Annotated in this window: 27 protein-coding genes and 1 tRNA gene; 13 read left to right on the top strand and 15 right to left on the bottom strand. The window is 69.7% G+C overall.

Going from position 1 to position 26013, the window contains the following annotated elements; translation table 11 throughout:
- Positions 1–45: 45 nt before the first annotated feature.
- Together queG and HZ321_RS16580 are read right to left on the bottom strand one after the other, a co-directional pair.
- Entirely contained in the window at positions 46–1164 is a 1119-nt protein-coding gene (gene queG, locus HZ321_RS16585; RefSeq protein ID WP_342343867.1) for a tRNA epoxyqueuosine(34) reductase QueG, read from the bottom strand.
- On the bottom strand, positions 1164–1856 hold the full coding sequence (locus tag HZ321_RS16580) for a glutathione S-transferase family protein (RefSeq protein WP_244635929.1): 693 nt from the start codon (positions 1854–1856) through the stop codon (positions 1164–1166). The genes queG and HZ321_RS16580 overlap by 1 nt, the downstream gene beginning before the upstream one ends.
- 218 nt (positions 1857–2074) lie before the next feature.
- On the opposite strand from HZ321_RS16580, the gene HZ321_RS16575 reads away from it, so the two are divergent.
- The 3 genes from HZ321_RS16575 (at position 2075) to HZ321_RS16565 (ending at position 5293) form a co-directional block, all read left to right on the top strand.
- Positions 2075–2881 (top strand): undecaprenyl-diphosphate phosphatase, encoded by an 807-nt coding sequence (locus HZ321_RS16575; RefSeq protein WP_181703497.1) that lies wholly within the window; start codon positions 2075–2077, stop codon positions 2879–2881.
- 121 nt (positions 2882–3002) lie between these two features.
- Positions 3003–3749 carry an ABC transporter ATP-binding protein gene (locus HZ321_RS16570; protein ID WP_181703496.1) on the top strand — a complete coding sequence of 249 codons (747 nt, stop codon included), beginning with the start codon at positions 3003–3005 and terminating at the stop codon, positions 3747–3749.
- Positions 3746–5293: a permease gene (locus tag HZ321_RS16565; RefSeq protein ID WP_181703495.1), complete on the top strand. Its 1548-nt coding sequence runs from the start codon at positions 3746–3748 to the stop codon at positions 5291–5293. Before HZ321_RS16570 ends, HZ321_RS16565 begins: the two co-directional genes overlap by 4 nt.
- Before the next feature lie 3 nt (positions 5294–5296).
- Here HZ321_RS16565 and HZ321_RS16560 read toward each other — a convergent pair whose 3' ends face one another.
- Positions 5297–6277, bottom strand: a complete 981-nt coding sequence (locus tag HZ321_RS16560) for a complex I NDUFA9 subunit family protein (RefSeq protein ID WP_181703494.1) — start codon at positions 6275–6277, stop codon at positions 5297–5299.
- Positions 6278–6482: 205 nt separating this feature from the next.
- Here HZ321_RS16560 and HZ321_RS16555 point away from each other — a divergent pair.
- The 8 genes from HZ321_RS16555 to ptsN all read left to right on the top strand — a co-directional run bounded on the left by HZ321_RS16555 (position 6483) and on the right by ptsN (position 12570).
- Positions 6483–6567 (top strand) — tRNA-Leu (locus HZ321_RS16555).
- Between the two features lie 148 nt (positions 6568–6715).
- On the top strand, positions 6716–7330 hold the full coding sequence (locus HZ321_RS16550) for a ribonuclease D (protein ID WP_181703493.1): 615 nt from the start codon (positions 6716–6718) through the stop codon (positions 7328–7330).
- Between the two features lie 227 nt (positions 7331–7557).
- Entirely contained in the window at positions 7558–8226 is a 669-nt protein-coding gene (gene lptC, locus HZ321_RS16545; RefSeq protein WP_181703492.1) for an LPS export ABC transporter periplasmic protein LptC, read from the top strand.
- Entirely contained in the window at positions 8223–8819 is a 597-nt protein-coding gene (locus HZ321_RS16540; RefSeq protein WP_181703491.1) for an LptA/OstA family protein, read from the top strand. Before lptC ends, HZ321_RS16540 begins: the two co-directional genes overlap by 4 nt.
- 11 nt (positions 8820–8830) lie before the next feature.
- Positions 8831–9613, top strand: a complete 783-nt coding sequence (gene lptB, locus HZ321_RS16535; RefSeq protein WP_181703490.1) for an LPS export ABC transporter ATP-binding protein — start codon at positions 8831–8833, stop codon at positions 9611–9613.
- 72 nt (positions 9614–9685) lie between these two features.
- The gene (gene rpoN, locus HZ321_RS16530) at positions 9686–11206 is read left to right on the top strand and encodes an RNA polymerase factor sigma-54 (RefSeq protein ID WP_181703489.1); all 1521 of its coding nucleotides are present in this window, start codon (positions 9686–9688) and stop codon (positions 11204–11206) included.
- Between the two features lie 250 nt (positions 11207–11456).
- Entirely contained in the window at positions 11457–12041 is a 585-nt protein-coding gene (gene hpf, locus HZ321_RS16525; protein WP_181703488.1) for a ribosome hibernation-promoting factor, HPF/YfiA family, read from the top strand.
- 64 nt (positions 12042–12105) lie between these two features.
- Entirely contained in the window at positions 12106–12570 is a 465-nt protein-coding gene (ptsN, locus tag HZ321_RS16520; RefSeq protein ID WP_181703487.1) for a PTS IIA-like nitrogen regulatory protein PtsN, read from the top strand.
- A 55-nt stretch (positions 12571–12625) separates the two neighbouring features.
- On the opposite strand, the gene HZ321_RS16515 is transcribed toward ptsN, so the two are convergent.
- The 8 genes from HZ321_RS16515 to HZ321_RS16480 form a co-directional block, all read right to left on the bottom strand.
- Positions 12626–12898 (bottom strand): BQ00720 family protein, encoded by a 273-nt coding sequence (locus HZ321_RS16515; RefSeq protein WP_181703486.1) that lies wholly within the window; start codon positions 12896–12898, stop codon positions 12626–12628.
- A 238-nt stretch (positions 12899–13136) separates the two neighbouring features.
- Positions 13137–13565 carry an Hsp20 family protein gene (locus tag HZ321_RS16510; protein ID WP_181703485.1) on the bottom strand — a complete coding sequence of 143 codons (429 nt, stop codon included), beginning with the start codon at positions 13563–13565 and terminating at the stop codon, positions 13137–13139.
- 149 nt (positions 13566–13714) lie between these two features.
- A complete protein-coding gene (locus HZ321_RS16505) occupies positions 13715–14608 on the bottom strand; it encodes a VOC family protein (protein WP_181703484.1) in 894 nt (297 codons plus the stop codon).
- A gap of 175 nt (positions 14609–14783) precedes the next feature.
- Positions 14784–16238 carry an NAD-dependent succinate-semialdehyde dehydrogenase gene (locus HZ321_RS16500; protein ID WP_181703483.1) on the bottom strand — a complete coding sequence of 485 codons (1455 nt, stop codon included), beginning with the start codon at positions 16236–16238 and terminating at the stop codon, positions 14784–14786.
- A 5-nt stretch (positions 16239–16243) separates the two neighbouring features.
- Positions 16244–17530 (bottom strand): 4-aminobutyrate--2-oxoglutarate transaminase, encoded by a 1287-nt coding sequence (gabT, locus tag HZ321_RS16495; RefSeq protein WP_181703482.1) that lies wholly within the window; start codon positions 17528–17530, stop codon positions 16244–16246.
- A gap of 107 nt (positions 17531–17637) precedes the next feature.
- Positions 17638–18540, bottom strand: coding sequence for a LysR substrate-binding domain-containing protein (locus HZ321_RS16490; protein ID WP_181703481.1), 903 nt, complete (start codon positions 18538–18540; stop codon positions 17638–17640).
- Between the two features lie 31 nt (positions 18541–18571).
- Entirely contained in the window at positions 18572–19318 is a 747-nt protein-coding gene (locus HZ321_RS16485) for an RluA family pseudouridine synthase (protein WP_181703480.1), read from the bottom strand.
- A gap of 27 nt (positions 19319–19345) precedes the next feature.
- Positions 19346–20992 (bottom strand): hypothetical protein, encoded by a 1647-nt coding sequence (locus HZ321_RS16480; RefSeq protein ID WP_181703479.1) that lies wholly within the window; start codon positions 20990–20992, stop codon positions 19346–19348.
- 212 nt (positions 20993–21204) lie between these two features.
- On the opposite strand from HZ321_RS16480, the gene HZ321_RS16475 reads away from it, so the two are divergent.
- Positions 21205–22104, top strand: coding sequence for an HpcH/HpaI aldolase/citrate lyase family protein (locus HZ321_RS16475; RefSeq protein WP_181703478.1), 900 nt, complete (start codon positions 21205–21207; stop codon positions 22102–22104).
- 89 nt (positions 22105–22193) lie between these two features.
- The gene (locus tag HZ321_RS16470; protein ID WP_181703477.1) at positions 22194–22400 is read left to right on the top strand and encodes a DUF1737 domain-containing protein; all 207 of its coding nucleotides are present in this window, start codon (positions 22194–22196) and stop codon (positions 22398–22400) included.
- A 79-nt stretch (positions 22401–22479) separates the two neighbouring features.
- Here the strand turns inward: HZ321_RS16470 and HZ321_RS16465 are convergent, their stop codons facing one another.
- From HZ321_RS16465 to HZ321_RS16450, 4 genes are all read right to left on the bottom strand, one after another.
- Positions 22480–22935: a hypothetical protein gene (locus HZ321_RS16465; RefSeq protein WP_181703476.1), complete on the bottom strand. Its 456-nt coding sequence runs from the start codon at positions 22933–22935 to the stop codon at positions 22480–22482.
- A 268-nt stretch (positions 22936–23203) separates the two neighbouring features.
- The gene (locus tag HZ321_RS16460) at positions 23204–24352 is read right to left on the bottom strand and encodes a DUF3618 domain-containing protein (protein WP_181703475.1); all 1149 of its coding nucleotides are present in this window, start codon (positions 24350–24352) and stop codon (positions 23204–23206) included.
- Entirely contained in the window at positions 24349–24741 is a 393-nt protein-coding gene (locus HZ321_RS16455; protein ID WP_181703474.1) for a phage holin family protein, read from the bottom strand. The genes HZ321_RS16460 and HZ321_RS16455 overlap by 4 nt, the downstream gene beginning before the upstream one ends.
- Before the next feature lie 10 nt (positions 24742–24751).
- The gene (locus HZ321_RS16450) at positions 24752–25699 is read right to left on the bottom strand and encodes a hypothetical protein (protein WP_181703473.1); all 948 of its coding nucleotides are present in this window, start codon (positions 25697–25699) and stop codon (positions 24752–24754) included.
- Between the last annotated feature and the right edge of the window lie 314 nt (positions 25700–26013).

The following is a 26013-nucleotide window of genomic DNA, read 5'->3' as shown; positions in this document are numbered from 1 at the left end:
TCGTCCGGTCCAGGGGGGAAACGGGCGTGTTCTAACAGGTGAAGGTTAGGAAAGAAACAGCGCGCCCGCCGCAGCCGCCGCGTCCCATTCGGCGCGGACGTCGGGGTCCGTCTCGGCGGCGCGGCGCGCGGCGGTCAGCCGGCCGGGATCCAGGCGGGACAGAGCCCAGACGGCGGCGCCGCGGACCAGCGGGTCGGGATCGGCGAGCCGCTCCTCCGCGGCCGGGGCGAGCGACGGGTCGGCGCTGTTGCCGATCGCGACCAGAACGTTGCGCAGGAAGCGGCTTCGGCCGATCCGCTTCACCGGCGAGCCGGAGAAGAGCGCGCGAAAGGCCACGTCGTCGAGGCCGGCGAGGTCGGCGAGCCGCGGCGCCTCCAGGTCCGGCCTGGCGGCAAGCTTGGCCTCGCGCGAGACGGCGGCGAACTTGTTCCACGGGCACACGGCGAGGCAGTCGTCGCAGCCGTAGATCCGGTTGCCCATGGCGGCGCGGAACTCGGCGGGGATCGGGCCAGCGTGCTCGATGGTGAGGTAGGAAATGCAGCGCCGCGCGTCGAGGCGGTAGGGCGCGGGGAAGGCGTCCGTCGGGCAGGCGTCGAGGCAAGCCCGGCAGGACCCGCAGTGGTCGGTTTCGGGCGCGTCGGGAGCGAGCTCCGCGTCGGTGAGGATGGCCCCGAGGAAGAGCCAGGAGCCGAAATCGCGCGAGACGAGATTGGTGTGCTTGCCCTGCCAGCCGAGCCCGGCGGCGGCAGCCAGCGGTTTCTCCATCAGCGGGGCGGTGTCCACGAAGACCTTGACCGCGGCGCCGGTCTCCCGGGCGAGCAGGCCGGCGATCTCCTTCAGCCGGCCCTTGAGGACATCGTGATAGTCGCGGTTGCGGGCGTAGACGGACAGGTTGCCCACTGCCGGCCGCCCGAGGTTCGCCAGGGGATCGGCGGAAGGACCGTAGTTCAGGCCGAGCATGACCACCGAGCGGACGGCCGGCCAGAGCACGCGCGGGTCGGCCCGGCGGTCCAGCGTGTCGGCCATCCAGCTCATCTCGCCGTGGAGGCCGTCGGCCACGAAGGCGCGCAGGCGCAGGCCGGCCTCGACCACAGCGTCGGGGCTCGTCACACGGATGACATCGAAGCCGAGCGATCGTGCCCTCTCGGCGACGGCGGCGGGGATCAGAAGTCCAGGTCGGCGTAGGTCTTCGACGGGGGCACGCCCGGCACCTTGTCGGCGAGCAGGCCGCGGAACGATGGGCGAGACTTCACCCGGGCGTACCAGCTCGTCACGTGGGGGTCCTCGTCCCATGGCAGTTCGCCCAGGTAGTCGATGACGGACAGTTCGGCGGCGGCCGCGAGGTCGGCGAAGGAGAGACGGTCGCCGGCAAGCCAGTTCCGGGTGCCGGCGAGATAACCGAGATAGGGCAGATGGAGCCTGACGTTCTGACGCGCAACCCGCAACACCTGGCTGTCGGGCGCTCCGCCGCCGCGGGAGGGCGGGATCTCGAGCTTGTAGATCCGCTCGTGGGCGAAGTAGGCCGTGACCTCCTCCTGGACCTTGCGGGTGAACCAGTCGACCAGGCGGCGCATCTCGGCGCGCTGATGGGGATGGTTCGGCATCAACCGGCGGTCGCCCAGGGCGTAGCCGCGGGTCTCGTCGACGTATTCCATGATGGGTCCCGCGCCCACGATCGGCGGGCCGTCGTTCTCGACCAGCACCGGAACCTCGCCGGCGGGGTTGAGCGCCATGAAATCCGGGCGGCGCTCCCAGAATCGTTCAACGACGAGCTCCACCTTCGCCTCGTGTTCGGCCAGAACCAGACGGGCGAAGCGCGAGGAGGCGGAAAACGGGTGATGATAGAGCTTCAGCATCTATTCGAAATTCCAGGCTACCCTGGCGGCCGCCACGTTGTTGAACTATTGACGCCACACGGTCCGTCGCGCCGCGGTCAGACTGATTCGCACTGTTGACAAATCGGCGGGGACCGGCCGGCGCGGCTCGGGTATAGAGCGCTGCGGAGTGGTGAACAAACAGTTTCCAAGGGCAGCGTGCGTGCGCCGACATCGGGTATATCCAAAGGCCATCTTTCATGGACATCGTGTTGCTGCTGAAGGCCCTGCTGCTCGGCTTCATCGAAGGGCTGACCGAGTTCCTGCCGGTGTCCTCGACCGGACACCTGCTGCTGGTCGGTCATTTCCTCGGTTTCCACTCCACCGGCCGCACCTTCGAGGTCCTGATCCAGCTCGGCGCGATCCTCGCCATCCTCACGGTCTACGGCGAGCGGCTGCTGAAGATCGCCGCGGACGCGCCGCACGATCCGGCTGCGCGCCGGTTCATTCTCGGCGTGCTGATCGCCTTCCTGCCGGCGGTGGTGATCGGCGTGGCCGCCCACGACTTCATCAAGGGCGTGCTGTTCGAGACGCCCGCGGTGGTCTGTACGTCGCTCGTCATCGGCGGCGTGGTCCTGTTGCTGGTCGACCGGATCAAGTTCCAGGTCCGCTACACCGACGCCACGAACTATCCGCTCCGCGTCTACCTGGCGATCGGCCTGTTCCAGTGCCTGGCGATGATCCCGGGCACATCCCGGTCCGGCTCGACGATCGTCGGCGCGTTGATGCTCGGCGCGGACAAGCGCTCGGCGGCGGAGTTCTCGTTCTTCCTCGCCATTCCGACGATGGCCGGCGCCTTTGCCTACGACCTCTACAAAAACCGCAGCATCCTGACGATGGACGACCTCGCGGTGACCGCCGTCGGCTTCGTGGCGGCGTTCATCACGGCGGTGGTGGTGGTGCGCGGGCTGCTCGATTTCGTCTCGCGGCACGGCTACGCGCTGTTCGCCTGGTGGCGGATCGCCGTCGGGCTGGCCGGATTCGCCGGCCTGGCGGTTCTCGGCTGAATGCCGCAAAGCCGCACGACCGACTTTGCCATTCGATAACGACCGTCAGTTAGGATCAACCTCGCTTTCCTGCCGGCGCGACCGGCCAACCCGGTGTGCCTGCCGGCGAGGGTGACACTCGATGCTCGATGCCGCGCTCCTCGTCCGGGGCCTTGCCAAGCGTTTCGACCGTCCGGCCGTCGACGGGCTGGATCTCACCATCCGGCGCGGCGAATTCTACGCCCTGCTCGGCCCGAACGGGGCGGGCAAGACGACCACGCTGCGGATGGTCGCCGGGCTGATGACGCCGGATGCAGGCTCGATCTCGATCTTCGGGGTGGACGCGCGGCGCGACCCGATCGCGGCGAAGCGGCTGACGGCCTGGGTGCCGGACGAGCCGATGATCTACGACAAGCTCACCCCGCTGGAGTATCTCGCCTTCGTGGCCGGCCTCTGGGGCGTGTCGCCGGCCGACGCCGAGAGCCGCGCCCGCCACCTCGTCGACTGGCTGGGCCTCGGCCCGTATGCCGACGAGCGCTGCGAGGGCTTCTCCAAGGGCATGCGGCAGAAGGTGGCGCTTGCCGGGGCGCTGGTGCACGACCCCTCGCTGATCATCCTGGACGAGCCGCTGACCGGCCTCGACGCCGGTTCGGCACGGCAGGTGAAGGACGTTCTGCTGGAGCGGGCGCGCAACGGGGCAACGGTGATCCTCACCACTCATATCCTGGAGGTGGCCGAGCGGATGGCCGAGCGGATCGGCGTGATCGCGCGCGGCCGGCTGATCGCGGAAGGCACCCTGGAGGAGCTGCGCGGCCAGGCCCGCGGCGGTCGCTCGACGCTGGAGGAGATCTTTCTCGACCTCGTCGATGCGGAGAGGTCCGCCGCGTGAGCGCTCCGGGATCGCTCGCCTTCTTTGCCGCCCACGAGGCGCGGCTCGCCTGGCGCGATGCCGCGGGCATGGTGAGCGGCGGCGGCAAGCGGCGGCTGACGGGACCGGCATTCTGGTTCTTCGGCTTCATCGCGGTAATGCACGTGGTCGCCTTGGCGGCCATGCCGAAGGCTCTGCCGATCGATCTCACCTCCGAGCGGGACACGCTGCTCACGGTAACGGGCGCGGCCTTCTTCGCCTGGGCGCTGATGCTGGCGCAGGCGATGGAATCGGTAACGCGGGCGGTCTATTCGCGCGGCGACCTCGACCTGGTGCTGTCCTCCCCGGCGACGACCGCCAACCTGTTCGCCTTCCGCACCGGCATCCTGGCCTTCGGCACGACCTTCATGGCGGCGTTGCTGGTGGGACCGTTCATCCACGTGCTGGCGTGGCGTTTCGGGGCCGGATGGCTCGCCTCCTACGGAGTGCTGGCGGCGATGGGCGCGACCGCGACGGCGGCGGCGATCCTCGTCACGCTGGTGCTGTTCCGGCTGATCGGCGCGCGGCGGACCCGCCTTGTGGCGCAGATCGTGGCGGCCGTGATCGGGGCCGGATTCGTGGTCGGCGCGCAGGCGATCGCCATCATCGGGCGCGGCGAGTTCTCGCGCTTCGCCGTGTTCAGGAGCGACTTCGCGCTGTCCAACATGCCGGGCCCGGAAAGCCTGTTCTGGTGGCCTGCGCGAGCGGCGGCCGGCGATCTCATCGCGCTCGGCGGCGTGCTCGGGGCCTCCGTGCTGCTGCTTGCCGTGGCGGTGGTCGCGGCGGCGGCCCGGCTCCCGGCGGCGGCGATCGCCACGGCCGGCGCGGCGCAGCCCAGGGTTCGCAGCAGCGATGCATCGGGGGGCCGCCTGTTCCGGCCACGGAGCGCGGAAGCGACGCTGCGGGCCAAGGAGATCACGCTGCTGGTGCGCGACCCCTGGCTGCTGTCGCAGAGCCTGATGCAGATCCTGTATCTCGTGCCGCCGGCGCTGATGCTGTGGAAGGGCTTCGGCTCGGACCTCGGCACCGCGGCGCTGATGGTGCCGATCGTGGTGATGGGGGCGGGCCAGCTCGCCGGCGGCCTCGCCTGGCTGACGCTGTCGGGCGAGGATGCGCCCGACCTGATCGCCTCGGCGCCCGTCACACGCGGGGCGGCGGTGCGGGCGAAGGTGGAGGCGGTCCTTCTGTCGGTGACGGTGCCGATCGCGCCGCTGATCGCCGGGCTCGCGGTCACATCGGCGAAAATCGCGGTGATCGCAGCGATTGGCGTGCTCCTCGCCTCGCTGGCGTCATCGGCGATCCAGTTCCTGTTCCGCTCGAGCGCGCGGCGCAGCCAGTTCCGGCGGCGGCAGACCGCCTCGCGGGCGGCGACCTTCGCGGAGGCGTTCTCGTCGCTGTCATGGGCGGGGGCGGCGGCCCTCGCGGCGGCGGACACGACCTACGCCTTCATTCCGGCGGCGCTCGCCATCGGCGTGCTGTTGATCGCGGCGGCGGCGAGCCCGAACGGCTTCCGGTTCGAACGCTAGCCGTCAGGTGGGCATCCGGTTGCGGTCGTACTGGCCGTGCGCCAGGTAGCGGTAGAGGTAGGTCGGCACGATCGAGGCCAGCGAGTGGGCTTCGATGCCGAGGCCGGCCAGGGTGCGACCCTCGGCGACGGCGGCGTCCGAGACGACGTTGTCCGACTTCAGCAGCTCGACCTGATCGACCGTGAGCGGCGCACCGGGCGCCCATTGCGTCAGCTTGGCCATGGTCTCGGCAATGGAGAACGGGATGTCGACGAGCATGCGATTGCGACGCGTCTCGCGGCAGACGATCTCCATGCATTCGCGGAAGGTCTTCACCTCCGGCCCGCCGAGTTCGTAGACCTTGCCGCCGGGCACCACGCCGGAGGCGGCGGCGGCGACCGCGGCGGCGACGTCGCCGACGTAGACCGGCTGGAAGCGCGTGTGACCGCCGCCGATCAGCGGCAGGATGGGCGAGAAGCGGGCCATCTCGGCGAAGCGGTTGAAGAAGTCGTCCTCGGGTCCGAACACGATCGATGGCCGGAAGACCACCGCGCCCGGCAAGGTCTCGAACACGGCGGCCTCGCCCTCGGCCTTGCTGCGGCCGTAGCTGGACGCCGAGGCCGGATCGGCGCCGATGGCGGAGACATGGACGAGCGTCGGCACGCCGGCAGCGCGCACGGCCTCGGCGACGGCACGGGCGCCGAAGGCGTGCACCGCGTCGAAGGTCTGCCGGCCGGCGGGGGCGAGCACGCCGACGAGGTTGATCACGGCGTCGGCGCCGGCCACCGCCCGGTCGACCGAGGCGCGGTAGCGTAGGTTCGCCTGGACCGCGTGGATCTGGCCGACGGTGCCGAGCGGCTGGAGATGGCCGGCAAGGTCAGGCCGGCGGACCGCGACGCGGACCCGGTGTCCGGCCCGGGCCAGGGCACGCACCACATGTCGGCCGAGGAAACCAGACCCGCCGAACACGGTGACAAGGCGTCCCTTCTCGTTCCTGACGGCCATCGATCCAGCTCCCGTTGCGATCCGTTCCGGCGCGGCAAAGCGCCGACATGCTGCCGAAGTCCTGATCTAGCCAAGCCGCCGGCCGCTGTACAGGCGTGATTTCGCGGACGCGAAGGGGGCCGGCGCACACGACGGTACCTGGGGCCGTCAAATCCCGTTGACAAGGCGGATGCCACCCCTTATTCACCCCGCTCACTGCCCCCGTGCCCAGGTGGCGGAATTGGTAGACGCGCAGGTTTCAGGTACCTGTGCCGCGAGGCGTGAAGGTTCGAGTCCTTTCCTGGGCACCAGCGGCGGCAGCCGCCGCGAGATCGGTCGTCGCCACCGGGACACTCCGTCCCGAACCCCTCTGAACAGGTCGACAGTTTCGTCCCGGAGGCGTCCGGCGACGACCGGGCGCGGGCGGTCCCGTTTCGTCCGGCGACACCCGAGGCCTCGATGACCATCCGCACCCATGTCCGCGACCTGCCCGATCTCTCCCACTATGGGGACGTCGTGGCGGTCGATACGGAAACGCTCGGCCTCAATCCTCACCGGGACCGGCTCTGCGTGGTGCAGCTCTCGTCGGGCGACGGCAGCGCTGACGTGGTGCAGATCGAGCGTGGACAGACGGAAGCGCCGAACCTCACGCGGCTGCTGACCGACCCGGCCCGGATCAAAATCTTCCACTACGCGCGCTTCGACGTGGCCATCCTGCACAAGGCCTTCGGCATCACGGTGACGCCGCTGTTCTGCACCAAGATCGCATCACGGCTGACGCGGACCTACACCGACCGGCACGGCCTGAAGGACGTCACGCGCGAGCTGCTCGGCATCGACATCTCCAAGCAGCAGCAGTCGTCCGACTGGGGCGCGGCGGACCTGACCCCAGCCCAGATCGACTATGCGGCTTCCGACGTCTTGAACTTGCATGCGCTCAGGGAGAAACTGCTTGTCCTCCTTGCCCGGGAGGAACGGCTCGAGCTTGCCGAGGCCTGTTTCCAGTTTCTGCCGACGCGGGCCCGTCTGGACCTTTCCGGGTGGGCGGAAGAGGACATTTTCTCGCATTCCTGATGCGATTTGCCGGTTATCCGGCCAATTGCTAGGAATTTGAGAAGGACTACTCCATATCTTGTCCACGTATCCGTTCATTCGGATGCGAGCGTTCACGCGGCCCGCATCGACCATCGGTTCCGGGGCGACGTCAGTCTGGACACATCCGAAGGCCGATCCTCGTGAGGCATGCAGCAACACTCGGCAGCGCAGGCACGCCGGCTTCGATCGCTTCGGCGATCGATCCGATGCGTCGGCGCGCGTTCGAACACGCCGCCCGCCAGAGCAAGCGAATCCGCCGGCTCAGGGTCGCCCTGCCGTTGCTGGGCGTCGCCCTGTTCGGCGCGGTGGTCGGCATCACGATCCTCTCGCGGATCGAGCTTGCCCTCACCTTCGGCGATCTTTCCATCTCCAGCGAGGGACTGGCCATGGCCGCGCCCAAGCTGTCGGGTAGCGACGGCAAGGGCCGGACCTACTCGGTGCAGGCGGATCGGGCGGTCCAGGACCTCGGCAATCCCAAGCTGATCCGACTCTACGGCATCAACGCCCACATCCGCCAGGCGGACGGGCGCACCGCGGACTTCGGCGCCGGCTCGGGGATCTACGACGCAGGCAAGCAGACGCTGGTCCTCGACGAGGACATCACCATCCGCTCCGACGACGGTTCGGCCGCCGGGCTGGAGCGGGCCACCATCGACCTTGCCACGGGCGACGTTCAGAGCAACGCCCCCATCGCCTTCTCCTCCTCGCTCGGATCCATCCAGGCGAAGGGCATGTCGGTGGAGCAGAAGGGCGGCTCCGTCACGTTCCGCAACGGCGTGAAGATGACGGTCGACCCCAATGCCGTCCAGAGCGGTGTGCCCGAGAAGGGCGACCTGACGCACGGTCAACAACCCTCCGGGGACCAAGACTCATGATCCGAAGCGATCTTCTCCTCCGGCGCCGGTTCGCCGCCGCCGCCCTTGCCGCCGCCGTCGCGTTTACCGGCGGCACGGCCATCGCCCAGACGCAGAAGCAGACGGGAACGATGCCAAACGCCTTCCAGGGCCTCGGCGTGTCCGGCGACCAGCCGATCAACTTCGAAGCGGAATCGCTCGAAGTCCGCGACCAGGACGCCATGGCGATCTTCTCCGGCAACGTCGTCGTTCGCCAGAACCAGACCGTGCTGAAGACTGCCAAGCTCACCGTGTTCTACGAGCGCGACGAGACGGCCGCCGGCGCGGCCAAGCCGGCCGAGAACCAGCAGCAGCAGGTCCGCCGCCTGGAAGCGGAGGGCGACGTGCTGGTGAGCTCGGGTCCGCAGACGGCCAGCGGCAACAATGCCGTGTTCGACACCAAGGCGCAGACCATCCTGGTCAGCGGCAACGTGGTGCTCACCCAGGGCGACAACGTGATCCGCGGCCCGCGGCTGGTGATCAACGTGGCGACCGGGCAGGCCAAGATGGAAGGCGGCCGGGTGCAGATGCTGATCGAGCCGAAGAGTCTGCAGCAGTCGCAAGCCGGCAACTGATCCGGGACTCCATGGCCGCCGCCCTCCGCCAAGCCCAGGTCCAGCGCACGCCACCCCCGGCGCCGTCTCCCGACGGCGACCTGGTGGTCTCCAACCTCGCCAAGAGCTATCGCAAGCGGCAGGTGGTGCGCGACGTCAGCCTGACGCTCCGGCGGGGCGAGGCGGTCGGCCTGCTCGGGCCGAACGGGGCCGGCAAGACCACCGTGTTCTACATGATCACCGGGCTGATCCCGGCCGACGGCGGCACCATCGCGCTCGATGGCCACGACATCACGGGATACCCGATGTACCGTCGCGCGCGGCTCGGCATCGGCTACCTGCCCCAGGAGGCGTCGATCTTCCGCGGCCTGACGGTGGCGGAGAACATCCGCGCCGTGCTGGAGATCGTGGAGCCGAACCGGCGGCGGCGCGAGCAGGAGATCGACGAGCTGCTGGCCGAATTCGGCCTTACCCACCTGCGCGACCAGCCGTCGATCGCTCTTTCAGGCGGCGAGCGGCGGCGGGTGGAGATCGCCCGGGCACTCGCCACCCGGCCTTCGTTCATGCTGCTCGACGAGCCTTTCGCCGGGGTCGACCCGATCGCCGTGGGCGACATCCAGCAGCTGGTGCGGCACCTCACCGCGCGGGGCATCGGGGTGCTGATCACCGATCACAACGTGCGCGAAACGCTGGGTCTGATCGACCGGGCCTACATCCTGCACTCCGGAACGGTTCTCGTGGAGGGTGACCCCAGCGAGATCATCGCGGATCCGGATGCACGGCGCGTTTACCTCGGCGAACAATTTACGCTTTGACCTCAGCGCCCGGGAGTGCATAGTCTGGTTTGAAGCAAGAACCGGACCACTCAACGGGATGTTCTGATCACGATGGCGCTTTCGGCTCGCCTGGAATTTCGGCAAAGCCAGTCGCTGGTGATGACGCCCCAGCTGATGCAGGCGATCAAGCTGCTTCAGCTCTCCAATCTGGATCTTGTCGCCTATGTGGAAGCCGAGCTGGAGCGCAACCCGCTGCTGGAACGGCCGGAGGAAGGCACGCCCGAGGCCGGAACCGACGGTCCGGACGGCTCGGCGCCCGACCGAGACGGGGCGGACTGGTTCGAGGCCGACGGCGCGCCCAGCCAGGAGCGGGTGGAAAGCGTCCTCGATACCGACATTTCCAACGTCTATCCGGACGAACCGGTCCAGGTCGAGCGCGGCCCCCTCGACGCGGGCGCACTGGCGGGCGACCAGTGGTCGTCGGTCGGCTCGGGCGGCAGCCTGGGCGACGACTACAACCTGGAAAGCTTCGTTTCCGGCGAGGTGTCGCTGCACGACCATCTGGCCGAGCAGCTCGCCGTCGCCCTGCACGACCCGGTGCAGCGGCTGATCGGGCACGACCTGATCGATTCGGTGGACGAGGCCGGCTATCTTAGGGCCGACATTCCCGCGGTGGCGGAGCGGATGGGGATCGACGAGGCGGCGGTCGAGGCGGTGGTGGCGGTGCTGCAGACCTTCGAGCCGACCGGCGTCTGTGCGCGCAGCCTGTCCGAATGTCTCGCCCTGCAGCTGGCCGAGCGGGATCGGCTCGACCCTGCGATGCGCACCCTGCTCGACCACCTGGACCTCCTCGCCCGGCGGGACATGGCGCAGCTGCGCCGGCTCTGCGGGGTGGACGAGGAGGACCTCTCGGACATGGTCCGGGAGATCATGGCGCTCAATCCCAAGCCGGGAAACGCCTTCGGCTCGGTGGTGGTGCAGCCGGTGGTGCCGGACGTGATCGTGATGCCGGCGTCCGACGGAGGCTGGTCGGTGGAGCTCAACACGGAGACCCTGCCGAAGGTGCTGGTGAACCAGTCCTACTACGCCCGGGTCGCCAAAACGGCGCGCGGCGACCAGGAGAAGGTCTACCTCACCGATTGCCTGCAGACCGCCAACTGGCTGGTGAAGAGCCTGGACCAGCGGGCGAAGACGATCCTGAAGGTGTCGGCCGAGATCGTGCGCCAGCAGGACGCGTTTCTGGCCAAGGGGGTCGCCTTCCTGCGTCCGCTCAACCTGCGGACGGTCGCGGAGGCGATCGGCATGCACGAATCCACGGTCTCGCGGGTGACATCCAACAAGTACATGGCGACGTCGCGCGGGATCTTCGAGCTGAAGTATTTCTTCACCTCCTCGATCGCCTCGGCGGAAGGTGGCGACGCCCACTCGGCGGAGGCGGTCCGGCACAAGATCCGGCAGATGATCGACGGCGAGCACCCGGACGACATTCTGTCCGACGATACGATCGTGAAGAACCTTCGCGACGCCGGCATCGACATTGCCCGACGAACCGTCGCAAAGTATCGCGAGGCGATGCGAATCCCATCGTCGGTCCAACGGCGTCGGCAAAAGCAGCTGATGGCCGCCACCTGAGGCGAAAAGGAGGGCTTTCCCACTTCCAGCGTTGACTTCGAGATGCCACCTACTTAAAGAGCGCCCCGTCCCCCGGACGCGATCCGCGCCTCCGGGAGAGCCGAACTCGAAAAGAACGGGAGCGCTTCCACCATCGTCCGATCGTGGCGCCGACGCGCGCGACGGTTTCCGACCAGCCGGTCGATCGCCCGTGGGCGATGGGGCCGGGCGGACGAACGATAGGCGCGCGAAAAACACCGAGGGAGGCCCCATGCCGCTACGCATTTCCGGCAAGAACGTCGATATCGGACAAGCCCTGCGCGAGCACGTCGAGACGCGTCTCAGCGATGCCCTGGGCAAGTATTTCGACGGCGGCTACGGCGGCCATGTGGTCATCGAGCGCGAAGGCTCCGGCTACCGGGCGGAGTGCTCGATCCACCTGGATACGGGAACCCATCTGACGACCACAGGTTCGGCGCATGAGGTCTACGCCGCGGCGGACCAGGCCACCGACCGCATCGGCACCCGGCTCCGGCGCTACAAGCGCAAGCTGCGCAAGTACAACGGCGCCAACGGCGCGGATGCCGGTCCGGTGGAAGAGGCGCCGTCCTACGTGCTCGCCGCCCCCGACGAGGAGGAGGAGGTGCCGGAGGATTTCGCGCCGCTGGTCGTGGCGGAAACAACGCAGCCGATCCGCACGGCCACCGTCGGCCGGGCGGTGATGGATCTAGATCTCTCCGGGGCGCCCGTCGTGGTGTTCCGCAACGCCGGCAGCGGCGCCATCAACGTGGTCTACCGTCGTCCCGACGGCAACATCGGCTGGATCGATCCCGCGCTCGCGGACCTTCAGACGTGACGCTTGTCTTCCCCCATCACCTGCCGGGGCGCCAGTGGCGCCCCGATGCATTGAGGTTCCAACCATGGATCTGAGCGACCTTCTGCAGGTCGAGGCGGTCCTGCCGCACCTGAAGGCCAACTCCAAGAAGCAGGCCCTCCAGGACATGGCGGCCAAGGCGGCAGCCATCACCGGGCGGCCCGAACGCGAAATCTTCGACACGCTGCAGCAACGCGAGAAGCTCGGCTCCACGGGCGTCGGGCATGGCGTCGCCATTCCGCACGGCAAGCTGGTCAACCTGGACAAGCTGGTGGGCGTGTTCGCACGTCTCGACAAGGCGGTCGACTTCGACGCCCTCGACGATGAACCGGTGGACCTGATGTTTCTGCTGCTGGCGCCGGAGAACGCCGGCGCCGACCACCTGAAGGCGCTAGCGCGGATCGCCCGCGTTTTGCGCGAGCCGGCAATCGCCGTCAAGCTCCGGGCGGCCAACGATGCGGCCGCCATCTACTCGCTGCTGACCCAGCCGCTCGCGTCCAACGCGGCCTAGGCACGTTCGGAAAGCCGGGATCCCGGCCTTGCGGCCGGGATCCTGATACCCCTCGTCAGTGCACGCTCACGGTGGTGAGTTCGGCTTCCATGGCGTTGGCCATGGCTGCCTCGCGGCTGTCGGTGAGCAGGATGGGCGTTCCGTCGGCGGAAAGCAGCGCCCAGAGCTTCAGGCCCGGGGCAAGCTGCGGCGCCTGCGGAAACAGCGACCGCACGTCGTCGGACGTGATCCGCCTGATGTAGGCGACCTTGCCGTCGCCCAGCTGGAGGAAGGCCGCGTCGGGCATGATGCCTTCGACGGGGGACTTCTGGATATCGTACTCGTTCATCACGCACCTCCTCGTATCCGGCAGATACGCTCACCCGGGAACGACGCGAAGCCGCGGCGTTGCAAGTGTCGGACCGAAACCGTTCCGGCCGTGTTAACGACCGGGGTGGACTTGCCAACCCGATCCCTTGCAGAGGCAACGGATCGGAAGGAAGAACGGTTCCGCCAAGGTCGAACGGCCACAGGTCCCGCCTGGTCTACGCGGGCCCGTTCGTCTTGGACCTTCCCGGTTTGCCGGTTCAGCCTTTGGCGTTGATCTCGATCCGGCGGACGACCCGTTCGGGCTGCGGGCGCACTAGGTCGATCGACAGAAGACCGTCCTGGAGATCGGCACCGAGGATCTCGATGCCCTCCGCAAGGACGAAGGTCCGCTGGAACTGCCGGGCGGCGATGCCGCGATGCAGATACTGGCGCGCCTTGTCTTCGGACTGCCGCCCGCGAATCACCAGCTGGTTCTCCTCGACGGAGACATCGAGCTGGTCCCGGGTGAAGCCTGCAACGGCCAGCGTGATCCGGATGACGTCCCCGTGGGGGCCGGCGGCCGGAATGCGCTCGATGTTGTAGGGCGGGTAGCCGTCGTTGGCGGCCTTGGACACCCGGTCGAGGGCCCGTTCGATCTCGTCGAACCCCAGGAGAAAGGGGCTCTGGAACGTGGACATGCGCGTCATCGATCAAAGTCCTCGCGGTGAAGCGACCTTGATTGCCCGGACCCGATCATCGGCATCCGGCGGGCGTATCGCCCGTTGACGCGAATATGGCGAGGCTCGCCGGCCCGTTCAAGGCCGGTGCGATCGAAACGCGAACGCCGGCCGCCGGGTCACGCGGCGAGGGCGAGCGCGGCTTTCGCGGTCACCGGCGCGTCAGCGAAGACGACCCGGTTGCCCGAGGGATCGACGACCGCATCGCCGACCGCGCCGCTCTCCACCGGGACGCCCGCGCCGCGGAGGCGAGCGGCCAGTGCGGCCCGGGCGGCCGGCGGCAGGATCACGACGGCGGCGGCGAGACCCGTGGTGCCGGGCACGCGGGCGGCGCCCGCGCTTTCCCAGGCGTTGAGGCCGAAGTGGTGGTGGTAGCCGCCGGCGGCGATGAAGAGCGCGGAGGGATAGCCCTCCTCGGTCGCCTCGAAGCCGAGGGTGTCGACGTAGAAGCGTCGGGTTTCGGCAACATTGGCGATCTTCAGGTGGACGTGCCCCATCACGGTCCCGTCCGGAATGCCGGTCCAGGGTGCGTCTGCCGCGTCGCCGTCGGCCAGGATGCCCGGCACGTCGAGCGGCGCGTTGTCCATGTGGATCCTGCCGTCGCGGATCGGCCATTCGGCGCGGCCGCGGTCGCGGTAGACCTCGATCCCGTTGCCCTCGGGATCGGCGAGGTAGACGGCCTCGGAGACCAGGTGGTCGGCGGCGCCCTGCAGGCGGATGCCGAGGGCCGCAGTGTGGCGCATCCAGCGGCCGAGGTCGGCGCGGGTCGGCAGAAGGATGGCGAGGTGGTAGAGCCCCGGCTGGCGGCGGGGCGCGATCTTTGCGGCGGGATCGGCGATCAGCGTCACCAGCGGCGTGCCGGCAGCGGTGCCGAGCACCGTCGCGCGGTCGTCGGCGGCGAGTTCGGCAAGGCCGAGCGCGCGGCGGTACCAGTCGGCGAGCGCGGCGCGGTCGCGGGCGATCAGCGCGACGGGGCCGACCGACGTGGCGGGGTCGAGAGCAGGTGCGGACATTGCGGCATGTTCCATGTTGGGCCGGTGGCGGCCGAGGTCATGGTCGCAATATACGCGCGCGCTGAACAATGGAGGAGTACTCACCTGGATAACACGCTGGTACTGAAACAGTAGACAGTCGCGCACTGCCGCCCGGATCGACCGGGCGGCGGCAGGTGGAGGCGGGTCGGCGGGTTCAGCGGTCCAGGCCGGCGACCAGCATGTATTTCTTCTCGGTGTACTCCTCCAGGCCGTGGTGGGAGCCTTCGCGGCCGTTGCCGCTCTCCTTGATGCCGCCGAAGGGGGCGAGCTCGGTGGAGATCAGGCCGGAGTTGATGCCGACCATTCCGTACTGGAGCTTCTCGGCGACACGGAAGATGCGGCCGATGTCGCGGGAGAAGAAATAGGAGGCGAGGCCGAACTCGGTGTCGTTGGCGTAGCCGATCACCTCGGCCTCCGTGTCAAAGGCGAACACGGGCGCCACGGGGCCGAAGGTCTCCTCCTTGGACACCTTCATGTCCTGGGTGACGCCGGCCAGCACCGTCGGCTCGAAGAAGGTGCCGCCGAGCGCGTGGCGGCGGCCGCCGGCGACCACGCGGGCGCCCTTGGCGAGCGCATCCTCCAGGTGCTCCTCGACCTTTGCGATGGCCTTGTCGTTGATCAGCGGGCCCTGGGTGGTGCCTTCGGCGGTGCCGTCGCCGACCTTCAGGCGGGCGACCGCCGCGGTCAACTTTTCCACGAAGGCGTCGTAGACGGCGCGCTGGACGTAGATGCGGTTGGAGCAGACGCAGGTCTGGCCCATGTTGCGGAACTTGGAGACCATCGCCCCCTCGACGGCGGCGTCGAGGTCGGCGTCGTCGAAGACGATGAAAGGCGCGTTGCCGCCGAGTTCCAGAGCGACCTTCTTCAGCGTGCCGGTGCACTGGCGGGCCAGCAGCTTGCCGATCGCCGTGGAGCCGGTGAAGGAGAGCACGCGCACGGCCGGGTGGGAGGTCATCACCTCGCCGATCGGGGCCGCGGAGCCGGTCACCACGTTGAGGACGCCGGCGGGAAAGCCGGCGCGGTCGGCGAGGACGGCGAGGGCGAGCGCTGTCAGCGGCGTCTCCATCGCCGGCTTGACCACCGCGGTGCAGCCGACGGCGAGCGCCGGGGCCACCTTGCGGGTGATCATGGCGGCCGGGAAGTTCCATGGCGTGATCGCGGCGACCACGCCGACCGGCTGGCGGATCACCAGGATGCGGGCGTCGGCGCGGTGCGACGGCAGCGTCTCGCCGTATACGCGTTTGGCCTCCTCCGCGTAGAACTCGATGTAGGCGGCGGCGTAGTCGATTTCGCCCCTGGCCTCGGCGAGCGGCTTGCCCTGCTCGGCGGTGAGGATCAGGGCGAGGTCGTCGCGGTTGGCCACGATCAGGTCGAACCAGCGACGCAGGATCTGCGAACGCTCCTTGGCCACCTTGGCCGCCCAGCCCTCCATGGCGGCGGCCGCGTGCTCGATCGCGGCTGCCGTTTCCGGGCCGCCGAGGTTGGGCACGCGGGCGATCACCGCGCCGGTGGCCGGGTTGGTGACGTCGACCGTGCTCTCGCCGACGAAGGCGCCGTTCACGTAGGCGCGTGTCTGCAGGAGGGTCGGGTCCTTCAGGGGAAGCGTCATCGGATTCAGCCCTTCGCCTTGATCAAGGACGCCTCGAGCTTGTCGAGGCCCTCGTCCACGATCGCGTCGGAGGCGGTCAGTGGGACGAGGATGCGGATGGCGTTGTTGTAGACTCCGCAGGAGAGCAGGATCAAACCCTCCTCCAGGGCGGCGGCCGTCACGCGCTTGGTCGCCTCCGGATCGGGCTCGTAGGCGCCGCGCGACTTGACGATGTCGAAGCCGATCATGGCGCCGGGGCCACGAATGCCGGTGATGGCGACAACGTCGTTGCGCAGCGCGATCTTTTCAAGGCGGCCCTTGATGCGGGCGCCCATGGCGTCGGCGCGGGCGAGCAGGCCGTCCTCCTCGATGACGTCGAGCACGGCGAGCGCTGCGGCGCAGGCGATCGGCGAACCGGCGTAGGTGCCGCCGAGACCGCCCGGTTCGGCGGCGTCCATGATCGCGGCCTTGCCGAGCACGCCGGAGAGCGGGAAGCCGCCGGCCAGCGACTTGGCCATGGTGACGAGGTCGGGCTCGACGCCGGAGTGCTCGATGCCGAACAGGCGGCCGGTGCGGGCGAAGCCGCTCTGCACCTCGTCGGCGATCAGAAGGATGCCGTGCTCGTCGCAGATGGTGCGGAGCGCGACCAGGAGGTCCTTGGGCGCCTCGTAGAAGCCGCCCTCGCCCTGGATCGGCTCGATGGCGATCGCCGCGACCCGGGACGGCTCGACATCGGCCTTGAACAGGAATTCCAGCGCCTTGAGGCTGTCGGCGGTGGTGATGCCGTGATCGGCGACCGGGAACGGCAGATGGTAGACCTCGCTCGGCATCGGGCCGAACTTCTTCTTGTAGGGCAGCACCTTTCCGGTCATCGCCATGGTCATCATGGTGCGGCCGTGGAAGCCGCCGGCGAAGGCGATCACGGCGGAGCGGCCGGTGGCGGCACGGGCGATCTTGACCGCGTTCTCGGCCGCCTCGGCGCCGGTGGTGAAGAAGATCGTCTTGGCCGGACCCTTGAACGGCGCCTTGGCGTTCAGGCGCTCGGCGAGCGCCACGTAGGGCTCGTAGGGTACCACCTGGAAACAGGTGTGGGTGAAGAGCTCCATCTGCTCGCGCACCGCGGCCATCACCTTGGGATTGCGGTGGCCGGTGTTCAGCACGGCGATGCCGCCGGCGAAATCGACGTAGCGATTGCCCTCCAGATCCCAGAGCTCGGCGTTCTCGGCGCGCGCCGCATAGACCGGGTAGGCAGTGGCGACGCCGCGGGGCACGGCGAGCTGGCGGCGGGCTGCGAGTTCGGCACTGGTGGCCATGGCGATCTCTCCCTTTTCGGACGGCGCGCAGGCACGTCGGTGGTGATGTAGGGAAGCGCAGGTTCGCGTGTCTGCAAAGGCGGGAAATCGGCCCCGCTGTGTTGACTCTAGGTCACCACTAAAGATTCACCCGCATTCAGCTCCTGATGCAGCCAGCGCCGGATGCGGACCAGGAGCGGCTCCGTCCAGCGGCCGGCGTCCGCCTGGAGGGTGTAGGCGCCGATGCGGATGTCGGTGTGGAGGAGCTCCTTCAGCCGGCCATCGGCGAGTTCGGGCGCGACCTGGAGCCGATTGACGAGGGCGAGCCCCTGGCCGAGCAGCGCCGCCTCGATGGCGACGTTGGCGTACCAGAGCCGCGGCCCGTCGAGCGGCGGCACCGGGTCGAGGCCGGCGGCGGCGAGCCAGTGGCGCCACTGCTCGCGGCTCTCCTCGTGGATCAGGGGCTGGCGGGCGAGGTCGGCGGCGGTGTCGATCGGCGCCCTGCCCTTCAGGAAGCCCGGGCTTGCGACGGGAAAGAAGCGCGGCGCGACCAGAGCCTCGGCGCGGACACCGGGCACGGGGCGCTCGCCGAAGCGGATCTCCAGGTCGGCCTCGCCGCGCGTCAGATCAGGCGCCTGGTCGGTGGGACGAAGCACGATCTCGCGGTCGGGAACCACCGCCTGAAGCGCATGGAGGCGTGGCATCAGCCAGCGGACGGCAAGGCCGGGGACGCACCAGATGCGGAATTCGCCGCGCCGGGCGCGCGGACGCACTTCGTCGGTCGCCTGGCCGATCAGGTCGAAGGCCAGTGCGACCTGGCCGGCATAGCGGCGACCTTCGCTGGTTGGAACGGAACCGCGCGGACCGCCGTCGACGAGTCGGACGCCAAGATAGGCCTCCAGGTTGCGAACGTGCCGCGCCACCACGGCGTGGTCGACGCCGAGTTCGTCGGCCGCCTTGCGGATGCTGCCGAGGCGGCAGACGGCCTCGAAGGCACGAAGGGCGACGAGCGGCGGAAGGTGGCGGGACATGTCTCGTCCGTGGTGGGAGCCGGCCGGATCCTCAGGCCTCGGCGCCGGATTGTCCATCCGCTTCGGGCTCGGGGGCCGGCATCGGCTGCTCCGTCGGAAGGTAACCGCAGCGGGTGAGCAGGCGGCGCATGTGGTCGGGCACGGGCGCCTCCACCACGACGGTCGGCTTCTTGCGGTAGAGAGGCACCTCGACCCGGCGGGCGTGAAGGTGCAGGCGCTTGTCCACCCCGCGGGCGCGGTCGCCGCCGTAGACGCCGTCGCCGACGATAGGGTGGCCGAGGTGGGCCATGTGGACGCGCAGCTGGTGGGTGCGGCCGGTGCGGGGGGAAAGGTCGACGATGGTCAGCGTCTCGCCGCGGGCGAGCACGGTCCAGTCGGTCACGGCCTCCTGCCCGGTGTCGTCGACCTTCATCCACCAGGATCGCCGGTCGTGGCTCTGACGGGCGAGCGGGGCCTCGATCGTCCCGGCGTCGCCCTCGACCACACCGCAGACCACGGCGAGGTAGGTCTTCTTCACCTTCTGCGTGGCGAAGAGTTCGCCGAGCTCGGCGGTGGAGCGGCGGTGCCGGCCGAGCACGAGGCAGCCGGAGGTGTCCTTGTCGAGACGGTGGGCGAGCGCCGGACGCCGCGGCAGGCCGAAGCGGAGGGCGTCGAGAAAATCCTCCAGCGTCTCGCCCCCCTTCGGCCCGGCGTGCACGGCTATGCCGGCGGGCTTGTCGATGACCAGCATCAAGGCGTCGCGGTAGAGAAGGCGGGCAAGCAGCGCGTCGGGCGTCATGGTCCCGCCGTCATACAGGAAGGCGGCTCAGGGCTCCACCGGTTCGGCGGCGTGGCAGCTGACGTGGCCGGCGGCGACGAGAACGCCCTCCGCCGGCAGACCGAAGGCGGCGGCGAGGCCCTGCAGGTAGCGTTCGATCGGCGGTCCCGCGTCGCGGATCAGATCTCCGGTGGCGGAGCGCAGGCGCGAGGCTTCCAGCGTGTTCGCAGGATCGTCGGCGATCTCGCCGACGGCGATGCGGACATCGGCGCGGGACAGGAGGTCGTCGAGGGCATCCGACAGGTCGCGCGGCTCGCGAACGACGCGGGTGGTCGGATTGGTGCGGCCGCCGCCCAGGCGCAGGTCGGTCGGCTGCATGAACTCCAGCTCGCTGCGACCGAGAACCCAGGCCTTGACGCGGACGTCCTCGAAGATCCTCGCCGGGGACGTCTGGCCAGCGCCACTGCCGAAGCTGACGACCACGGCGCCGGGGTCCGCGCGCATCGTCTGTTCCAGTGGGCGCGACCGTGCGAACCGGCAGTCCGGCTCCTGCGCGTCGACGCGGCCCGGGCGGACCTCCAGCAGGACGGGGATGGTGACGGTGCCGACCAGCGGCTGGGCCGTACCAAGGACCTGCACGTCGAGCGCGATCCAGCCGGACGGGAGCTCGATCACCGCCGGCAGGCGCCGGGTTCCGGCAAACGGGGGCACGGGTTTCTCCGGGCTGCCGATCGAAACTTCGGCGACCGCCCGGGTCAACGCCGTGTCTGCGGTGTCCAGAGTCACCTCCACGGCCCCGTCGGCGGCGATCCGCCGGGCCATCGCTGCGAGCAGGCCGAGCGGACGGAACGTGGCGGGCGGCGCCATTTCAGCGCCGACGCGCGTGCCGGCGTGGGAGCCGAGCTCGACGAGGTCGACGGCGGACAGGGTGGCCGGCGAGCCGTGCAGGCTTTCGGCAAGCGAGACGAGGGTGTTGCGCAGCGCCCCGTCGGCCGCGACGTCGGCGGCGGCGCGAACCAGCAGGGCGGCCGGGACGCGGCGGGCGGCGACCTGGCCGTAGGTGGCGGTCTCGTCGGAAAGGGCGTCGGCAAGCGCGGCCAGCCAGCGGTCGACCGGCAGGCCGGCATCGGCGAGGCGGTCGACATCAGCGGCAGAGAGCGCGACGGGCGTCTGGAAGACCGCCGCGTAGGCGGCACTGATCACCTCGGCCGGCCGCATCAGGGAGGGTGCGGCTTCGGCGGAGGCGGAGGACTGAGAGGTGCGGCGCGCCGCGGCCGTGGTCTCGACCGTCCAGTGGGCAAGCGGTGGAACTGTGGCGAGGAGCGGCAACTCGATCTCGGTGCCGACGGAGACGCCGACAGCGTCCGGTCGGTGCTCGGTTCCCGGATGCGTGCGGATCCAGACCAGGCGCCCGTTGGCGCGCTCGGACCAGAGACGGTCGGCGGTCAGTTCGGCGGATTCCGGTACGGCGGCGACGGCAAGGGCGAGTTCGGCGGTGAGATCCGAAAGCCGAGCCTTGGCGTTCATCACGGTCATCGCGCTCAGGCCGGCCACACCGGCCGGCACGCCGACGAGGAGCCCGAGGAAAGCGCCGCCGATCCGTCGGCGCAGGCGCGCCCTGCGGCCCAGCCGGTCGTACCGCCGCGATCGCGCGGTCTCCGCCCGACGCGCCCAGATGTCCCGCAGCGCCCGCACTCCGCCCCCTTGGTCTGACCCCCGCGGGGCCGTCCCTCACGCCCGCAGTCAAGCGGGCCATCGCCTTGAAACGCAGCGTAGCCGGCCTTGCGGTAAGAAATAGTAACCGACGCATTTGTCCGACGATGAATTCCCCGAAATGCCAATGGGCGACCCGCCGGCGCGGCGTTATGTTGCAATGCAGTAAAGACAACGATCCGGAAATGCCTCCCATGACCGTCGTGCGACCCCGCCGCAGCGTGCTCTACATGCCGGGTTCCAACGCCCGCGCGCTCGACAAGGCGCGCAGCCTGCCGGCCGACAGCCTGATCCTCGACCTGGAGGACGCGGTGGCGCCGGACGCCAAGGACCAGGCGCGCCAGCAGGTGAGCGAGGCGGTGACAGCCGGCGGCTACGGCGAGCGGGAGATCTTCATCCGCATCAACGGCGCCGACACGCCCTGGGGCGCGTCGGACCTCGACGCCGCGGCGGCGGCGATGCCCGACGGCATCCTGGTGCCGAAGGTGTCGAGCCCGGACGACCTGAAGGCCATCTCCAAGGTGATGGACGGGGCCGATCCGGAGCGCAAGGTGGCGCTGTGGGCGATGATCGAGACGCCGCTCGCCATCCTCAACGTGGGAGCGATCGCCGCCCACGCCCGCGAGGAGGGCTCGCGGCTGGCCGGCTTCGTGATGGGAACCAACGATCTCGCCAAGGAGACGGGGGCGCGCATCGTGTCCGGACGCGGGCCGATGATCCCGTGGCTGATGACGGCGCTCGCCGCCGCGCGGGCCTACGGCATCGCCATCGTCGACGGCGTCTACAACGATCTCGACGATCCGCGCGGCTTCCTGGAGGAGTGCGCGGCGGCGCGCGACATGGGCTTCGACGGCAAGACGCTGATCCACCCGATGCAGATCGAGACGGCGAACCGCACCTTCACCCCGTCGGCGACCGAGGTCGCCTGGGCGCAGAAGGTGGTGGAGACCTTCCGGGTGCCGGAGAATGCCGACAAGGGCGCCGTCCGCATCGACGGGCGGATGGTGGAGCGGCTGCACGCGGACATGGCGGCGCGGACGCTGACGCTGATGGACGCGATCGCCATGCGCGAGGTGACGGCGACGGCCTCCTGAGTGGGCTTTCCGCGATGGCCCGGAGCCGGCTATAGAAGCGGTTCCGTCGCGATGCCGCGACGCTCCAGCCGGACACCGACGCCAGCGCCATGAAGCTCTACCGATTCATCACCGGGCCCGACGACAGCGCCTTCTGCCACCGCGTCACCGCGGCGCTCAACAAGGGCTGGTCGCTGGCCGGCCCGGGCTCGCTGACCTTCGATCCGGTCCAGGGCCGGGTGATCTGCGGCCAGCCGATCTCCAAGGAGGTCGAGGGAGCCGACTACGCCCCGGACATGAAGCTCAGCGACTGGTGAGGCTGCGGGCGGCTCCGGATCCGGCGGGAGGGCGCAACCGCCCGACGCCCCGGATCCGGCATGCCGCTTGCCGCCTTGTTCACGCCGTGCGGGCGGGCCGCCCGCCGAACCAGCCGCGGACCGCGGTCCAGAGGTCGCCGAGCGAGCGGCGGTCGGCGATCGCGCGAATGCGGGCGGAAACGCCGTTGGGCGTCATCGCGCCGTGGTAGTGGCAGTCGCAGAGCAGGTGATGGGCCTGCTCGTCGGTCAGCTCGAAGAAGCCGACCGCATCGCCCAGGCTGTCGCTCCTCAGTCCCGCCGCGCGCAGCACAGGGTCGGCGAAGGCGACCGCCAACGGCGAGGCTTCGTCGCGCAGCGCCCGCCGCTCGTCCGGGGTGAGGTATTCGATCCGCTGCAAGGCCCGGACCGGGCCGGTGTGGGCCTCGAGCACCGTCGCCCAACGGCGCAGACGATCGCGGCGGGTCAGGGCCGTCAACGGCTCGGCGACAGCATGGGCTTTGGTCGGTACGACGTCTGGAAAGATTTCGTGACGCATCGCAGTCTCCCAACTCGCTTGTCATGGCGGTGGCGAGTTCGGCCAGCCAATTCGGCTGCCGTTGCGACCATCTCTTGAAATCGAAGGGCTTTGACGCCCTTTCAGGGCCGCGCTTATCCACGATAGATCGATTTGCGGCAGACCCCAAGTCCTAAAATGGATCACTTTTTACTTTGTGTCGGCGCACAACATCATCGGTGTCGACATGGTTAGGCGGCCGCCGGAGGCTCTCCGGCGGCTCGTCCAAGGGGGTGCGCGACGCGGTCGTTCAGGACGGCGTCCGCGTGGTGGAGGTCGCGCCGACGGCGTCGGCGGGGCGGCCGGTCGGCCGGTTCACGGATGACGAGCCAGGGGTGGCCGAGGTGCCGGCGGAGGCGGTCCGCTGACCGGCTTCGCCCTCGGGCTTGTCGCGGCCGTCGGATGACGACTTGTCGTCCCCGGACCCGGATAGGCCGGTCTTCTCGCCGATCTTCTCAGCCGCCCGGTCGATGGCCTCGCCGATGCTGGCGCCGGACAGGCCCTTCTCGTCGACGGTCCGCATGGCGTCGCTCGCCACTTCGGACGCGGTGCTGCGCACTTCGCCGTAGGTGCTGCGGGCGGTGTCTCGCGCCTGGTCCTTCAACCGGTCGGCCGTATCGCCCATCAGGCGATCCTCCGCCCGGGTGGAGGGAAGCGCCGCGCCGATCGCGGCCCCGATCGCCAGGCCGATGGCGCCGGCAACGAGCGGCTGGTCCTGGAGGAGTCTCGACCAGCCGTGCCGGACCTGCGAGCCGTAGCCGGCCAGGTTTTCGCCGGTGGAGCGGCCGTAGGAGGAGGCCGATCCTGCCATCGAGCCGGCGCGGTGGCCGACCGAAGAGGCGGTGCTACCGATCGACGAAGCCGCGCCACCGACCGCGGAGGCCGCGCCCGATGCCGCGTCGCCCACGCTGTGGACGGCACTGCCGACGGCCGAAGCGACGCTGGAGGCCGCGTTCTTCACCGAGGACGCGATGCCGCCCGCGGTGTCCGCCGCGCCGTGGTAAGCGGAGGAGGCCGCGTGCGAGGCGCGACCGGCGACATCGCCGACGCGTTCGCCGAAGCCGGGCGAGGTGTCGACGGGGTTACCGTACTGGTCCTCGGCGTAGCCTGCCGCAGGATAGCGGCCGGCGGCGGCACCGGACCGGCGGTCGCTCGCCATCAGCCAGGCCATGCCGGCGCCCATCATCAGGAGGGGCAGCGGATTGTCGCGGACGGAGCGCCCGAGGTTGCGGGTGAACTCACCGCCGCCGGACTGGCGGGCGTAGTCGAGGGCCTGATCCAGGATCTGGCCGGGCGACATCCGATCGCGGATCTCGTCGAGGGTGCGGGTCAGGCGCGCACGCGCCTCCTCCACCTCGGTCTCGATCCGATCGGGGTTCTGGTCATGCGTGCTGGTCATCGCACCTTCTCCCTGACGGCCGTGACGTTGCGCTGCATCTGCTCGGCGGTGCGGTGGGGCGTCAGGTTGGAGGCGCTGACGTCGTTCATGCCGTTGCGGAGCAGGATGTAGCCGATGATGGCGACGACGAGCCCGACCGCCAGGGCACCCCAGCGATAGGGTATGTCGACGAAAGCGAGCCATTCCACGATCGCCTGCAGGAGCATGACGAGCGCCGCGATCATGAAGACCGCGCCGATGCCGACGCGGGAGAGCGCGCCGCCGACGCGGCCGATCTTTTCGGAGATCTCCGCCTTGGCGAGCTGGACCTCCTTGCGGAAGAGGGTGGATGTCTCCACCACCACGTCGCCGAAGAGGTCGATGACGGTACGGTTGGGATTGTGGTCCATGGGGTCGTCCTCAGCGGTCGGGATCGGAAGAGCGGCCGTTCTCCAGCGACGGCGCGCCGTCGCCGGTGGAGGCGCCCTTGCTCAGGGAGGTGGGCGTGGCGCCGCTGCCGCTGATGGTGGAGCGGCCGGACGCGGGATCGGGGTCCGGTCCCTTGCGCACGTCGGGGCGCTCGGGCGGCTCGGGAGCGTCGGAAAGTGGCCCGCCGGCGCGCGAACCGGCGCCCGCCGCGTAGTCCGGCTCGTCGGCCGTCGGGCGCAAGGTCCCGCTGGACGTTCCGGCCGGCTGCGTCTCGTGCCGGCGCATGGTGGACGCCGAACCGCCGGGCTGACCGATGCCGGATGCGGCCGGCATGCCATGGTCACGGGAACCCGCGCCGATGCCGGACGACGAACCGATGGCGCCTGTCTTGGCGGTCTCGCCGAAGGAGGATGCGGTGGAGCCGGGGCCGGGCGACGACCCGGAGGTGGAGGCGGCGCTGCGCGGCGTCGCATTCGATCCGAAGTCGGACGCGGCGGATGAGCCGGAGCCCGCGTTGCCCATGCCGGAGCGGCGGTAGCGGTCGTCCATGTCCTCGCGCCCCGCGTAGCCGCTGCCGTAGCCGCTGCGGTAGGTGCGATCGCCGGCGCCGGATGCCATGCCGCTTGCCACTTCATCGCCATGCCGGTCGTGGCTGTGGCGGGACGAGGAGGAAAGGAAACGGGCGACCGCGAAACCGGCGACAAGGGCGGCGCCGAAGAAGGCGACCGGTTCGCGGCGGGCGAAATCGTCGGCGCCGCGGATCACGTCGCCGATGCTGCGGGTGCGGATCGCCTCGGAAACGTTCTCCGCCATCGTGGCGGCTTCGCGGGTGTAGCGCGCGATCTCCGGGGAGTCCTTGTCGAGCTGGTCGGCGGCGGTGCGGACCGCCTTGGCGACGCTGTCGACGGCGGCCGCGCCGGTTTCGCGGTGCGAATCCACGGCTTGCCTCGCGCCCTGGCGGGCTTCGTCGGCAAAACGCCGCGCGTCGTTGCCAAGGTCGCGCTGTCCTGTACCGTTACCCTGATGGCCCGGGTTGGGTGAAGGCCCACCGGCCTTCGGCGTCTGGGCGGGCGTGTCGTACTGGCCCATGGCTGTCACTCCTCGATGCCTGAGGCGGCCGGCTCGCAAAAACCGCGGCCGGGCCGTCACTTGGGAAGCCAACAGCCACCGGGCTGTTATGTTCCCCGGCACCATCCGGAGACGGCGGCCGGCGGCGCGAGGACTTGACCGCGGACGGAGGGAACTGCACGATC

The organism is Chthonobacter albigriseus (genome assembly GCF_013839445.1).
GTDB lineage: Bacteria > Pseudomonadota > Alphaproteobacteria > Rhizobiales > Pleomorphomonadaceae > Chthonobacter > Chthonobacter albigriseus.
Note: the sequence above shows the minus strand (reverse complement) of the source record. Positions and strands in the feature narration are given on the sequence as shown.

What these genes read in the sequence shown, in the direction of transcription:
- HZ321_RS16580 (WP_244635929.1), bottom strand. Translation starts at nt 1,856, where the DNA reads ATGCTGAAGCTCTATCATCACCCGTTTTCCGCCTCCTCGCGCTTCGCC.
- HZ321_RS16575 (WP_181703497.1), top strand. Translation starts at nt 2,075, where the DNA reads ATGGACATCGTGTTGCTGCTGAAGGCCCTGCTGCTCGGCTTCATCGAA.
- HZ321_RS16570 (WP_181703496.1), top strand. Translation starts at nt 3,003, where the DNA reads ATGCTCGATGCCGCGCTCCTCGTCCGGGGCCTTGCCAAGCGTTTCGAC.
- HZ321_RS16560 (WP_181703494.1), bottom strand. Translation starts at nt 6,277, where the DNA reads ATGGCCGTCAGGAACGAGAAGGGACGCCTTGTCACCGTGTTCGGCGGG.
- HZ321_RS16550 (WP_181703493.1), top strand. Translation starts at nt 6,716, where the DNA reads ATGACCATCCGCACCCATGTCCGCGACCTGCCCGATCTCTCCCACTAT.
- lptC (WP_181703492.1), top strand. Translation starts at nt 7,558, where the DNA reads ATGCGTCGGCGCGCGTTCGAACACGCCGCCCGCCAGAGCAAGCGAATC.
- HZ321_RS16540 (WP_181703491.1), top strand. Translation starts at nt 8,223, where the DNA reads ATGATCCGAAGCGATCTTCTCCTCCGGCGCCGGTTCGCCGCCGCCGCC.
- lptB (WP_181703490.1), top strand. Translation starts at nt 8,831, where the DNA reads ATGGCCGCCGCCCTCCGCCAAGCCCAGGTCCAGCGCACGCCACCCCCG.
- rpoN (WP_181703489.1), top strand. Translation starts at nt 9,686, where the DNA reads ATGGCGCTTTCGGCTCGCCTGGAATTTCGGCAAAGCCAGTCGCTGGTG.
- hpf (WP_181703488.1), top strand. Translation starts at nt 11,457, where the DNA reads ATGCCGCTACGCATTTCCGGCAAGAACGTCGATATCGGACAAGCCCTG.
- ptsN (WP_181703487.1), top strand. Translation starts at nt 12,106, where the DNA reads ATGGATCTGAGCGACCTTCTGCAGGTCGAGGCGGTCCTGCCGCACCTG.
- HZ321_RS16515 (WP_181703486.1), bottom strand. Translation starts at nt 12,898, where the DNA reads ATGAACGAGTACGATATCCAGAAGTCCCCCGTCGAAGGCATCATGCCC.
- HZ321_RS16510 (WP_181703485.1), bottom strand. Translation starts at nt 13,565, where the DNA reads ATGACGCGCATGTCCACGTTCCAGAGCCCCTTTCTCCTGGGGTTCGAC.
- HZ321_RS16505 (WP_181703484.1), bottom strand. Translation starts at nt 14,608, where the DNA reads ATGTCCGCACCTGCTCTCGACCCCGCCACGTCGGTCGGCCCCGTCGCG.
- HZ321_RS16500 (WP_181703483.1), bottom strand. Translation starts at nt 16,238, where the DNA reads ATGACGCTTCCCCTGAAGGACCCGACCCTCCTGCAGACACGCGCCTAC.
- gabT (WP_181703482.1), bottom strand. Translation starts at nt 17,530, where the DNA reads ATGGCCACCAGTGCCGAACTCGCAGCCCGCCGCCAGCTCGCCGTGCCC.
- HZ321_RS16490 (WP_181703481.1), bottom strand. Translation starts at nt 18,540, where the DNA reads ATGTCCCGCCACCTTCCGCCGCTCGTCGCCCTTCGTGCCTTCGAGGCC.
- HZ321_RS16485 (WP_181703480.1), bottom strand. Translation starts at nt 19,318, where the DNA reads ATGACGCCCGACGCGCTGCTTGCCCGCCTTCTCTACCGCGACGCCTTG.
- HZ321_RS16475 (WP_181703478.1), top strand. Translation starts at nt 21,205, where the DNA reads ATGACCGTCGTGCGACCCCGCCGCAGCGTGCTCTACATGCCGGGTTCC.
- HZ321_RS16470 (WP_181703477.1), top strand. Translation starts at nt 22,194, where the DNA reads ATGAAGCTCTACCGATTCATCACCGGGCCCGACGACAGCGCCTTCTGC.
- HZ321_RS16465 (WP_181703476.1), bottom strand. Translation starts at nt 22,935, where the DNA reads ATGCGTCACGAAATCTTTCCAGACGTCGTACCGACCAAAGCCCATGCT.
- HZ321_RS16460 (WP_181703475.1), bottom strand. Translation starts at nt 24,352, where the DNA reads ATGACCAGCACGCATGACCAGAACCCCGATCGGATCGAGACCGAGGTG.
- HZ321_RS16455 (WP_181703474.1), bottom strand. Translation starts at nt 24,741, where the DNA reads ATGGACCACAATCCCAACCGTACCGTCATCGACCTCTTCGGCGACGTG.